This is a genomic window from Extensimonas soli (assembly GCF_029211265.1).
In the GTDB taxonomy this organism is placed as follows: domain Bacteria; phylum Pseudomonadota; class Gammaproteobacteria; order Burkholderiales; family Burkholderiaceae_C; genus Extensimonas; species Extensimonas soli.
In genome coordinates this window covers 1-11,572 of record NZ_JARGEL010000014.1, presented here as the reverse complement: position 1 = coordinate 11,572, position 11,572 = coordinate 1, and the positions used below count along the sequence as shown (strand labels likewise).

Below are 11,572 nucleotides of genomic sequence, written 5' to 3'. Positions count from 1 at the left end.
TCGCCCTGGGGCAAAACCCGGATCACAGCGCCTTGCGCAGGTTGGTCGGGGCGATTTTGAGGGCTTCGCGGTATTTGGCCACGGTGCGGCGCGCGCACTCTATGCCTTGCTCCTTGAGCATTTCGGCGAGTTGGCTGTCGGACAGGGGTTTGGCGGGGTCTTCGGCCGCGACGAACTGCTTGATCAGCGCCCGCACCGCGGTGCTCGAGGCGTTGCCGCCGGTTTCGGTGCCCAGGCCGGAGCCGAAGAAGTATTTGAGCTCGAACGTGCCCTGCGGGGTGGCCATGTATTTGGCCGTGGTCACGCGGCTGATGGTGGACTCGTGCAGCCCCAGTTCGTCGGCGATGTCGCGCAGCACGAGCGGGCGCATGGCGATTTCGCCGTGCACGAAAAACGCTTTCTGCCGCTCCACGATGGCACGTGAGACGCGCAAGATGGTGTCGAAGCGCTGCTGGATGTTCTTGATGAACCAGCGCGCCTCCTGCAGGCGCTGCTGCAGGCCCTGGTGGTTTTCGTCGCCTTTGTGCTCGCGCAGGGCGCCGGCGTAGAGCTCGTGCACGCGCAGGCGCGGCATCACGTCGGGATTGAGCTGCACGCTGAACTGCGCGCCGCCGTCGTGGCCGCGGCCTGCAATTTTGCGCACGATCACGTCCGGGATGACCAGGTTGCGCTCCACGTTGGCAAAGCGCCGGCCCGGTCGCGGCTCGAGCCGCGTGATCAGGGCCATGGCGGCGCGGGTGGATTCCTCGCTGCTGGCGCAGGCTTGCGCCAAGCGGCGCACGTCGCGCTTGGCCAGCAGTTCCAGGGGCTGCGCGCAGATGCCCAGCGCGGTGTGCACGGTGTCCGCATCCGCAGCGCCTTCCTGCTGCAAGGCCTTGAGTTGCAGCGTGAGCGCCTCGGCCAGGCTGCGCGCGCCCACGCCCACGGGCTCCAGGCTTTGCAGCAGCCGCAAGGCCACGTTGAAGCGCTGCAGCAGTTCTTCAATGTCTTCGACGGCATCCGCGCCGGCCAGGGCTGCCGCGAGTTCTTCCAGCGAGTCTTCCAGATACCCGTCGTCGTTGAGGGACTCGATGAGGAAATACAGCGCCGCCTGGTCGAGCTCGGACAGGCGCAGCGCGCGTGCCTGGCGGTGCAAAAAGTCGGTCAGGGATTCCTGCGCGCGGGCCAGGTCGATGGCGTCGGTTTCGTCGCCATCGCTGTTTTGCTTGCGCGCGGGCGCGTCGCCGCCCCAGTCTGAGTCGTTGGCGGTCGGCTCGGCGCCCTCGGAATCCTCGCCTTGCCAGTCCAGCGTCCCGGCTTCGCCCGAGATTTCCACATCATTTTGCCCATCAGTCGCCGTGAAATCATCGCTTTTAGCTTCTGAAAGCGTAGCATCTTCAAAGGGCGCATCGAACTCTGGGGCGGGCGCTTCGGGCGGCGGCTCACCGGCTTGCGGGGTGGGTGGTTCGTCTTCCACGAGGCGTTCGAGGAAGGGGTTTTCGTCGAGCATCTGCTCGACTTCCTGCGCGAGTTCGAGCGTGGACAGCTGCAGCAGGCGGATCGATTGTTGCAGTTGGGGGGTGAGGGCAAGGTGCTGCGAAAGGCGCAGGGAAAGGCCGGGCTTCATGGCGCAGTATCCGGCGCATTGCACGCGGTGGTGGCCGGCGGTGTGAAGGGCGGTGCGAAGGGCGGTGCGAAGGGCGCGAGCATGGCGGTCACATGCGGAAATGTTCGCCGAGGTACACGCGCCGCACCTCGGCGTTGTCGACGATTTCGGACGGCGTGCCCTGGGCCAGCACCTGCCCATCGCTGATGATGCAGGCGTGGTCGCAGATGCCCAGCGTTTCGCGCACGTTGTGGTCGGTGATGAGCACGCCGATGCCGCGTCCCTTGAGAAAGCCGATGATGCGCTGGATTTCGATCACCGCGATTGGGTCTATGCCGGCAAAGGGCTCGTCGAGCAGGATGAAGCGCGGTTGCGTGGCCAGTGCGCGGGCGATCTCCACGCGGCGGCGCTCGCCGCCCGAGAGCGAGGGCGCGGGCGCGTCGCGCAGATGGTCCACGCGCAACTCCTGCAGCAGCCGGTCGAGGCGCTCCTGGATGGTCGCGGCGGAGAGCGGGCGTCCGTCGGGGCCGCGCTGTAGCTCGAGCACGGCGCGCACGTTTTCTTCGACGCTGAGCTTGCGGAAGATCGAAGCCTCTTGCGGCAGGTACGACAGACCCAGGCGCGAGCGCTGGTGGATGGGCATGTGCGCGATCGAGTGGTCGTCGATGCGGATGTCGCCGCCGTCGCAGCGCACCAGCCCCACGATCATGTAAAACGACGTGGTCTTGCCCGCGCCGTTGGGGCCCAGCAGCCCGACGACCTCGCCCTTGTCCACGCGCAAGGAAACGTCCTTGACGACCTTGCGGCTGCCGTAGGTTTTTTCGAGGTGCCGCACTTCCAGAAAGCCGCCAGGCTGGGCTTGCTGCGGCTTGGCCAGGTCGGCATCGCGCACTGCCGCGGTCATGGGTTTTCCAGGGTCTGGCTGGGGCGCAGGGCCGGCGCGCTGGCGGGTTTTGCGGGCACAGCTGCAGGGGGCTCCTTCGCAGGGGGCTCCTTGGGCGAGAGCATGGCGCGCACGCGCCCGCCCGCGGCCGGCGCAGCGCCTGCGGGGCGGTTGGCCGTCCTGGGCTGCCCATCGACGGTGAACAGGTCGGTGAGGTTGTTGTAGACGATGACCGCGCCCGACACCTCGTCGCTCAGCGTGGCGTTGCGGTAGCGGCGCAGTTCGGCGCGGCGGATGAAGCGCACGGTGTCGTTGCGGCCATCGTATTCGATGACTTCGCCTTCGCCTTCGATGAATTCATCGGGTGCGCCCGGCGGCGTGTCGCGCTTTTGGCGGAAAAAGGCGCGCTTGCCAGACTCTGCCGTGGCCACGCCATACTGGTAGCCGTCGGCGTCCTGGCGCACATCAACCTGTGCGCCGCGCAGCACCATGGTGCCCTTGGTCACGACCACATGGCCGGTGAACACGCTGGTTTGCTTGAGCTCGTCGTGGCGCAGCGCGTCGGCCTCGATGTTCATGGGCTTGCTGCGGTCGGCTTTTTCGGCCAGGGCCACGCCCGAAAAAGCCGTGGCGGCACTCAGCAAAAGAAGGGAGGGGAGCCGGTATTTCATAAAGGCATGGATCTTGCTTTTTTGCATTGTAGCCCGGTCTTCCCGCTGAGCGGAATTTCAGCCCTGGCGTGCCTGCGCGGCAAGGTGTTCGACGATTTTGAGCACGGTCTGCATGCTGCCGGCCATGGTGCCGTCGGTGTAGTAGCGCCCCGCAATGCCCATGGAGGGCACGCCTTCGACGCCGTAGGCATCCTGCAGCTGCGTGGCGCGGCGCACCTGGTTGGAGACGCCGAAAGACTGGTACATCTCCTTGAACTTGGCCGCGTCCACGCCCTGCTGGGCGATCCAGGCGAAGATGTCCTCGTCCTTGTTGAGCGGCTTGCGCTCCACATGGACCGCCTGAAATACCTTGGCATGCAGGGCGTCTAGCTTGCCCATTCCTTCGAGCGCGTAGTACAGCTTTTGCTGCGGCACGAAGCTCGCATTGAAGGCCACGGGCACGCGCCGCACGCTGAGAAACTTGGGCGCGCTCTTGAGCCAGGCTTCGAAGGCCGGCTCGAAGGCGTGGCAGTGCGGGCAGCTGTACCAGAAGAATTCGAGCACCTCGACCTTGCCCGCGGGCGCATCCGTGGGCACGGGCTTGGCGAGCTTGAGGTAATCCTTGCCCTCCCTGAAGGTGTTTTGCGCCCGGGCCGAAGGGGCCAGCGGCCCCATGAGGGTGAATGCCAGGGTGGATGCTGTGGACAGCGAAAACGCGCGGCGTTGCATGGTGAAGTCGCTCCAGTCGGTGTCAATGGGGGAAAGTCTATGAGCGCGGAATCGGCACAAGGTTCTGGCGCTGCGCAGGTTCAGTGCTGCACGCGCACCAGCGCCGAGTCCACGCCGGCCGCGGCCAGTTTGCCCTTGAGGTCCTCGGCATCGTCGCGTTTGGCAAAAGGCCCCACGCGCACGCGGAACACCGTGCGGCCGCTTTGCTCGCGTTCGCTCACTCGCGCCTCCCAGCCCAGCATGGCGAGTTTGGCGCGCTGGGCGTCGGCTTCTGCCTGGGAGCGGAAAGCGCCGGCCTGCACGAAGTAGTCGAAGGCGCCGCTGTCCGCAGCCGCGGCGCGGGCCGCAGCAAGCTCGCCCAAGGGGTCGGCGGAGCCGGCTTTGGCCTCGGCTTTGTCGGTGCTCGGTTTGCTGGTGCCGGGCTTGCTGGCGGCGGGTTTGGCGCTGGAAACGGTGGTCTCTGCATCGCTCGGCGCAGGCGCGGCCGTGGCGGCTGGCGTAGAGGCGGCTTGCGCGGACGGCTGCGTGAGCGGCGCCGGGTTCTTGCCGTAGAGCGGCGCGTTCGGGTCCCAGTTTTTGTTTTTCTGGTCTTCCTGCGCGTCCTGTCCCGGCGAGCGGATGACGCCCTTGTTCATGAAGGGCACGGGTACCTTGGTCACATAAACGGCCACGACCAGGGCAATGCCCAGGCCCACGACCAGGCCGATGATGAAGCCGACGATGGTGCCGCCGCGTTGTGGTTTGTGCATGTTTTGCCTGCCTACATTCTTTGTGGCGCCGAGACGCCGAGCACCGCGAGGCCATTGTGCAATACCTGCGCCGTGGCGGCGACGAGTGCCAGGCGGGCGCGCTTGACGGCTTCGTCTTCGACGAGGATGCGCTCGGCGTCGTAGTAGCTGTGGTAGCTCGCGGCCAGGTCGCGCAGGTAAAAGCTCACGTCGTGCGGCGCCTCGCTGTGCGTGGCGGCGCTGAGCATGTCGGGGTATTTGGCCAATTGCAGCATCAGCGCCTGCGCCTCGCGGCCTTGCAGGGGCGACAGATCGGCCTGCGCGAGCGTGGTCACGTCACCACCCCAGGCGGCGAGCACCGAGCAGATGCGTGCATGGGCGTATTGCACGTAATACACCGGGTTGTCGTTGTTCTGCGCCACGGCCAGATCGACGTCGAAGGTGTATTCGGTGTCGGGTTTGCGGCTGAGCAGGAAAAAGCGCACCGCGTCCTTGCTCGTCCACTCGATCAGGTCACGCAGCGTGACGTAGCTGCCCGCGCGCTTGCTGATTTTTACCTCCTGCCCGCCCTTGACCACGCGCACCATGGTGTGCAGCACGTAGTCAGGGTAGCTGGTCGGGATGCCGACCTCGAGCGCCTGCAGTCCGGCGCGCACGCGCGCGATGGTGCCGTGGTGGTCTGTGCCCTGCACGTTCACGGCCTTGGTGAAGCCGCGCTCCCACTTGGTCACGTGGTAGGCCACGTCGGGCACGAAGTAGGTGTAACTGCCGTCTTGCTTGCGCATGACGCGGTCTTTGTCGTCGCCGTACTCGGTGGTCTTGAGCCACAGCGCGCCGTCTTGCTCATAGGTCTTGCCCTTGGCGATCAGGCGCTGCACGGTTTGCTCGACGCGGCCGCTGGTATAGAGGCTGGACTCGAGGTAATACTGGTCGAACTTCAGGTCGAAAGCGCGCAGGTCTTTGTCCTGCTCGTGGCGCAGGTAGGCCACGGCGAAGTGGCGGATCGATTCGATGTCTTCGACGTTGCCGCTCGCGCTGAAGGCGCAGTCGTCGGCCTGCACGGTTTGCCGGGTGAGAAAGGCGTCGGCGATGTCCTGGATGTAGTCGCCGTTGTAAAAATTTTTGCTCTCGGGGTTGTCCGGGCCGGTGGGCCAGCACGGGTCGCCGGGCTTGAAGCCTTTGGCGCGCAACTGCACGCTGCGCGCGAGCGTCTGAATTTGCACCCCCGCGTCGTTGTAATAAAACTCGCGGTGCACGCTCCAGCCCTGCGAGGCGAACAGGTGGCACAGCGCATCGCCTAGGGCCGCCTGGCGCCCGTGGCCCACGTGCAACGGTCCCGTGGGGTTGGCCGAAACAAATTCGACGATCACGCGGCCGCCGTGCGCGGGCTGAAAGCCGTAGCGCGCACCGGTGGTCAGCACTTCGCGCACCACCTGCTGGTGTGCGGCGGGCAACAGGCGCAGGTTGATGAAGCCGGGCCCGGCGATCTCCAGGCTGCCCACCCAGCGCTGGAAGGCGGGCGCGGCGAGCAGCGCCGCGCGCAGTTTTTCCGCGACCTGGCGCGGATTGAGCTGCAGCGGCTTGGCCAGTTGCAGCGCGGCGGTGCAGGCGAGGTCGCCGTGCGCGGCCACCTTGGGCGATTCGAAGGCCGCCTTGGCGCCGGCACCGGGGGAAAGTTGTTCGAGCACAGCCGCCAGGTCGGCGAGCAATTCTTGTTTGACGGAAAGCATCGCGCGATTCTACGGGGCGCTCTGGCGCGACGGCAGGCGCGGTTGCCCGTGCCGCCGCGGATTCTGGCCAGCGCGCCGCTGTGGCGTTTGCAGCACGCGCGGGCAGGGCGGAGCGCTGCGGGACGTTGTGGGCGCGCCGGGGCTGTGGTGCAATGCGGGCCGGGGTGTCGTGCCCTGTTGACTCCTTTATCTACTCTTTCAGGAGAACCACATGAAACAGCTTCTTTCCATGACCGCGCTGGCCCTGGCCCTGGCGATGGGCACTGCCCACGCTGCCGACAGTGCCAGCGCCGCGGCCGGTGCGGCGAGCAAGCCCGCCGCTGCCCCTACTGCGCAGCAGGAAAAAATGAAGACTTGCAACGCCCAGGCCAAAGGCAAGAAGGGTGATGAGCGCAAAGCCTTCATGAAAGGGTGTCTGAGCAACAAGCCTGCCGCCGCACCCGCCGCTGCAGCCAGTCAAGCCGCCGCACCCCAATCCCAGCAGGAAAAGATGAAGGTTTGCAGCGCCGAAGCCAAGGGCAAGAAAGGCGACGAGCGCAAGGCCTTCATGAGCGAATGCCTCAAGAAATGAGCCTGCGCTTGTGAATGAAAAGGCCGGCCTGCGTCGGCCTTTGGTTTTTTGGAGGCCGTCCGTTTTACCAACCGCGCGCCCAGAACACGGCGATCACGGCAAGCGCGGGCAGCAGGTGCGACTCCAGCATGATGAGCCGGCGCACCGTGCGCACTGCGTCGGCATTGGGCAGCGCGCCGGTCGATTGCAGCGTGCGCTGCCAGCGGCGCAAGGCCAGCGTGGGCGCTACATGCAATGCCGCCATGAGCACGAACAGCGTCACCTTGAGGTGCAAGAGCGGCTGCGGCGCGTACCAGGCCGCCCCCTTGATGCCCCAGAACACACGCGCGAGCCCCGAGACCAGCACCACGAGCAGGCACACGATGTAGATCAGGTTCAGTCGGTTCAGGCGCTGCACCACGGCGGCGTTGAGCCATTCGATGCGGCACAGCGCCGCCTGGCCCGAGAGGAACACCGTCAAGGTCAGCACGGCCACCAGGTGCACGGCGGCCAGCAATGCTTCGAGGGTCATGGCGGATGCCCTTTCAGAGAAAAAAGCCCAAGGGATGGAGTCTTCAGACAGCCTGCCCGAAGAACCCCGGCTGGGCGTAATTGTGCTTGAGGAAGTCTATCCACAAGCGCAGACGCAGTGGCAGGTGCTTGCGTTGCAAAAACACCGCGTAAATACCGTTGGGTGGTGCGGCGTACGCAGCCAGCACCTCGACGAGCCGGCCCGCGACGATGTCGGCGGCCACTTCCCAGGTGCTGCGCCAGGCGATGCCGTGGCCCGCGAGGCACCAGTCGTGCAGCACCTGGCCGTCGGAACAGTCGAGCGGTCCGGTGGGTTTGACGTGCACGATTTCACCACCACCACCACCACCATTGGACGCCGGCATGCGAAACGCCCAGCCGCGCGTCTGCGCCGCCGCACTCGAAAGCGCCAGGCAATCGTGCGCCGCCAGTTCGCTTGGGTGCTGCGGCGTGCCGCGACGCTGCAGGTACTCGGGCGTGGCCACGCACAGGCGCCGGTTTTCGGCCAGGCGGATGCTCACGAGCGACGAGTCCGGCAAGTCGCCCACGCGCACCGCGCAGTCGAAGCCCTCGGCAGCCAGATCGAGCACGCGGTCGCTGAGCGACAGCGACATCGTCACCTCGGGGTGCGCGGCGCGAAATGGCGGCAGCAGCGGCGCGACGTGGCGGCGCCCGAAGCCCGCGGGCGCCGTGATGCGCACATGCCCTGCCGCGCGCAAGCCGCCCGCCGACACGCTGGCCTCGGCATGGGCCACGTCGGCGAGCAGGCGCTGGCAGTCTTCGAGAAAGGCGCTGCCCTCGTGCGTGAGGCTGATGCGCCGCGTGGTGCGCACGAGCAGTTTGACGCCCAGGTGCGCCTCGAGCGCGTCGATGCGCCGCCCGATCAGCGCGGGCGCCACGCCCTCAGCGCGCGCTGCGGCGCTCAGGCTGCCGCGCGTGGCCACGGCGACGAAGGAGGCAAACGCCTTGAGCTTGTCCATCCACTTTTCACTTTTGCAAAAAAGTTGCAGGTTTCGATATTTTCCGGGGATTTATGCGCGCAGACAAATCGAATACAGTGCCCCACTTTCGCACGCCGCGCAGCGCGCGCCCGTGTTTTGCTCCCTTTGGCAGAGAGGAACCCCCGATGACCGCACGCACTACCGTCCACCGCTTGCAGGTGGCCACCATCTTGTACGACTTCATCGAGCAGCAGGTGCTGCCCGGTACCGGCGTCGAGAGTGCCGCGTTCTGGCGCGGCCTCGATGCCATCGTGGCCGACCTGGCGCCCAAAAACATCGCTTTGCTGGCCGAGCGCGACCGCCTGCAGGCCGAACTCGATGCCTGGCACAAGGCCCACCCCGGCCCCATCCAGGACATGGCCGCGTACCGCGCCTTTCTCGAACGCATCGGCTACCTCGTGCCGCAGCCCGCGCAGGTGCAGGCGACCACGGCAAACGTCGATGCCGAGCTCGCCGCGCAGGCCGGCCCGCAGCTCGTCGTGCCGATTTTGAACGCACGCTACGCACTCAACGCCGCCAATGCGCGCTGGGGGAGCCTGTACGACGCGCTCTACGGCACCGACGTGCTGCCCGAAACCGACGGCGCGACCAAGCGCACGCCCGATGGCAAGGCCTACAACCCCGTGCGCGGCGCCAAGGTGATCGCCTACGTGCGCCGCCTGCTCGACGAATTTGCGCCGCTGGCGAAGGGCGCGCACAGCGAGGCCACGGCCTACCGCGTGGAAGGCGCGCGCCTGGCCGTGGCGCTGCAAGGCGGCGCCAGCACGGGGCTCCAAGACGCCGCACAGTTCGTCGGCTACCGCGGTGACGCGGCCCAGCCCAGCGCCGTGCTGCTGCGCCACCACGGCCTGCACATCGAGATCCAGATCAACCGCAACACGCCCATAGGCCAGAGCGACGCCGCGGGCGTGAGCGACGTGGTGCTCGAAGCCGCGCTCTCCACCATTCTCGACCTCGAAGACTCGGTGGCCGCCGTCGATGCCGAAGACAAGCTGCTGGGCTACAGCAACTGGCTGGGCATCCTGCGCGGCACGCTCACTGAAGCGTTCGAGAAAAACGGCAAGACCCTCACGCGCGGCCTCAATCCCGACCGCAGCTACACCGCACCTGATGGTCAAGGGACGCTGCGCCTGCACGGGCGCTCGCTGCTGTTCGTGCGCAACGTGGGTCATTTGATGACCAACCCGGCTATCCTCTACACCGCGGCCGACGGCACGGTCAAGGAGATTCCCGAAGGCATCATGGACGCCGTCGTCACCACCACGATCGCGTTGCACGACCTGCAAGGCCACGGCAAGCTGTCTTCGGGCGAGGCGCTGCGCAACTCGCGCGCGGGCTCGGTGTATATCGTCAAGCCCAAGATGCACGGTCCGGCCGAAGTGGCCTTCGCTGCGGAATTGTTCGGCCGCGTCGAGCAAGTGCTGGGGCTGCCCGACAGCACCGTGAAGCTCGGCATCATGGACGAGGAGCGCCGCACGAGCGTGAACCTCAAGGCCTGCATTGCCGCCGCCGCGAGCCGCGTGGCCTTTATCAACACGGGCTTCCTCGACCGCACGGGCGACGAGATGCACACCGCCATGCACGCCGGCCCCATGATCCGCAAGGGCGACATGAAAAACACCGCCTGGATCCAGGCGTATGAGAAGAGCAACGTGCTCGTGGGCCTGGGCTGTGGGCTGCGCGGCAAGGCGCAGATCGGCAAGGGCATGTGGGCTGCGCCCGACCTCATGGCGGCGATGCTCGAGCAAAAAATCGCCCACCCCAAGGCTGGCGCCAACACCGCCTGGGTGCCCAATCCCACTGCGGCCACGCTGCACGCGTTGCACTACCACCAGGTCAACGTCGCGCAGGTGCAGCAGGAGCTCGAGCGCATCGACGCCGATGCGCAGCGCGAAAGCCTGCTGCAGGGCCTGCTCACGGTGCCCGTCGCAAGCCAACCGAACTGGAGCGCGCAGGAGCGCCAGGAAGAGCTCGACAACAATCTGCAGGGCATTCTGGGTTACGTGGTGCGCTGGGTTGATCAGGGCGTGGGCTGCTCCAAGGTGCCCGACATCCACAATATCGGGCTCATGGAAGACCGTGCCACGCTGCGCATCAGCAGCCAGCACGTGGCCAACTGGCTGCTGCATGGTGTGGTGGGCAGCGAGCAGGTGCGCGCCACCTTCGAGCGCATGGCCGCAGTGGTCGACGGGCAAAACGCCGGCGATCCGCTGTATCGCCCCATGGCCGGCCATTTCGACACCAGCATGGCGTACCAGGCCGCGTGCGACCTGGTTTTCCAGGGCCTCACGCAGCCCAGCGGCTACACCGAGCCACTGCTGCACGCCTGGCGCCTCAAGGTGAAGGCGGCTTGAGCGGTCGCGTGTTTCCATCGCACCCGCCCTGCGCGCCCAGCAAAAATCGGGCGGCGTGGCAGCGGCGGGTCTGCGAAATCATGCTAGAATCTAAAACTCTTTGGAGGGGTGCCCGAGTGGCTAAAGGGGGCAGACTGTAAATCTGTTGGCTTACGCCTACACTGGTTCGAATCCAGTCCCCTCCACCACCAGCTATGGCGTGGTGGCGCTGGCGCCGCAAGGCAAAGGCGCTGCCGCGATGTGTGCAGGGTGTGCGGGAGTAGTTCAATGGTAGAACCCTAGCCTTCCAAGCTAATGACGCGGGTTCGATTCCCGTCTCCCGCTCCATTGGAAGTTTTGCGAGTGTTGAGTGTCGCCTTTGGGCGTCGCTCTTGCCCATGTGGCTCAGTGGTAGAGCACTCCCTTGGTAAGGGAGAGGTCGCGGGTCCGATTCCCGCCATGGGCACCATTTTTGGTGTGTCCAAGTTTGGTTGCGCCGAGTTTCGGTTGTTGTATTGATTCAAATATTTTTCGGAGTCCGNCACAGTGCTGTCGGCCAAGTTTGGCGGTGAAGCCAAGAAATACGACGAAATCGACGCAGCGCCCGAAGAAAAGGCACGCGGCATCACCATCAACACCGCGCACGTCGAATACGAAACCGCCAACCGCCACTACGCCCACGTGGACTGCCCCGGCCACGCCGACTATGTGAAAAACATGATCACCGGCGCGGCGCAGATGGACGGCGCGATCCTGGTGTGCTCGGCCGCAGACGGCCCCATGCCCCAGACCCGTGAGCACATCCTGCTGGCCCGCCAGGTTGGCGTGCCCTACATCATCGTCTTCCTCAAC

Annotated in this window: 11 protein-coding genes and 3 tRNA genes; 6 read left to right on the top strand and 8 right to left on the bottom strand. The window is 66.1% G+C overall.

What is annotated here, in order from left to right; translation table 11 throughout:
• Window positions 1–22: 22 nt before the first annotated feature.
• The 6 genes from PYV55_RS06635 to argS form a co-directional block, all read right to left on the bottom strand.
• Window positions 23–1,606 (bottom strand): RNA polymerase factor sigma-54, encoded by a 1,584-nt coding sequence (locus tag PYV55_RS06635; RefSeq protein WP_275849906.1) that lies wholly within the window; start codon window positions 1,604–1,606, stop codon window positions 23–25.
• Between the two features lie 88 nt (window positions 1,607–1,694).
• On the bottom strand, window positions 1,695–2,489 hold the full coding sequence (gene lptB, locus PYV55_RS06630) for an LPS export ABC transporter ATP-binding protein (protein WP_275849905.1): 795 nt from the start codon (window positions 2,487–2,489) through the stop codon (window positions 1,695–1,697).
• Window positions 2,486–3,139: a lipopolysaccharide transport periplasmic protein LptA gene (gene lptA, locus PYV55_RS06625; protein WP_275849904.1), complete on the bottom strand. Its 654-nt coding sequence runs from the start codon at window positions 3,137–3,139 to the stop codon at window positions 2,486–2,488. The genes lptB and lptA overlap by 4 nt, the downstream gene beginning before the upstream one ends.
• Before the next feature lie 57 nt (window positions 3,140–3,196).
• Window positions 3,197–3,847 carry a thiol:disulfide interchange protein DsbA/DsbL gene (locus PYV55_RS06620; RefSeq protein ID WP_275849903.1) on the bottom strand — a complete coding sequence of 217 codons (651 nt, stop codon included), beginning with the start codon at window positions 3,845–3,847 and terminating at the stop codon, window positions 3,197–3,199.
• Between the two features lie 80 nt (window positions 3,848–3,927).
• Window positions 3,928–4,596 carry an SPOR domain-containing protein gene (locus tag PYV55_RS06615; RefSeq protein ID WP_275849902.1) on the bottom strand — a complete coding sequence of 223 codons (669 nt, stop codon included), beginning with the start codon at window positions 4,594–4,596 and terminating at the stop codon, window positions 3,928–3,930.
• 11 nt (window positions 4,597–4,607) lie between these two features.
• The gene (argS, locus tag PYV55_RS06610) at window positions 4,608–6,305 is read right to left on the bottom strand and encodes an arginine--tRNA ligase (protein ID WP_275849901.1); all 1,698 of its coding nucleotides are present in this window, start codon (window positions 6,303–6,305) and stop codon (window positions 4,608–4,610) included.
• A gap of 211 nt (window positions 6,306–6,516) precedes the next feature.
• Here argS and PYV55_RS06605 point away from each other — a divergent pair, with 211 nt between their 5' ends.
• Window positions 6,517–6,876 carry a PsiF family protein gene (locus PYV55_RS06605; RefSeq protein WP_275849900.1) on the top strand — a complete coding sequence of 120 codons (360 nt, stop codon included), beginning with the start codon at window positions 6,517–6,519 and terminating at the stop codon, window positions 6,874–6,876.
• 64 nt (window positions 6,877–6,940) lie between these two features.
• On the opposite strand, the gene PYV55_RS06600 is transcribed toward PYV55_RS06605, so the two are convergent.
• Both PYV55_RS06600 and PYV55_RS06595 read right to left on the bottom strand, forming a co-directional pair.
• Window positions 6,941–7,387, bottom strand: coding sequence for a DUF2214 family protein (locus tag PYV55_RS06600; RefSeq protein ID WP_275849899.1), 447 nt, complete (start codon window positions 7,385–7,387; stop codon window positions 6,941–6,943).
• 43 nt (window positions 7,388–7,430) lie between these two features.
• Complete coding sequence (locus tag PYV55_RS06595; protein WP_275849898.1) at window positions 7,431–8,366, bottom strand: LysR family transcriptional regulator; 936 nt, start codon at window positions 8,364–8,366, stop codon at window positions 7,431–7,433.
• Window positions 8,367–8,512: 146 nt separating this feature from the next.
• On the opposite strand from PYV55_RS06595, the gene PYV55_RS06590 reads away from it, so the two are divergent.
• The 5 genes from PYV55_RS06590 to PYV55_RS06570 form a co-directional block, all read left to right on the top strand.
• A complete protein-coding gene (locus tag PYV55_RS06590) occupies window positions 8,513–10,741 on the top strand; it encodes a malate synthase G (protein ID WP_275849897.1) in 2,229 nt (742 codons plus the stop codon).
• A 102-nt stretch (window positions 10,742–10,843) separates the two neighbouring features.
• A tRNA-Tyr gene (locus tag PYV55_RS06585) sits at window positions 10,844–10,929 on the top strand.
• A gap of 65 nt (window positions 10,930–10,994) precedes the next feature.
• A tRNA-Gly gene (locus PYV55_RS06580) sits at window positions 10,995–11,068 on the top strand.
• A 46-nt stretch (window positions 11,069–11,114) separates the two neighbouring features.
• Window positions 11,115–11,189 (top strand) — tRNA-Thr (locus PYV55_RS06575).
• Window positions 11,190–11,262: 73 nt separating this feature from the next.
• Window positions 11,263–11,572: GTP-binding protein (locus PYV55_RS06570; protein ID WP_275849896.1), on the top strand; the 310-nt coding region annotated here is incomplete at both ends.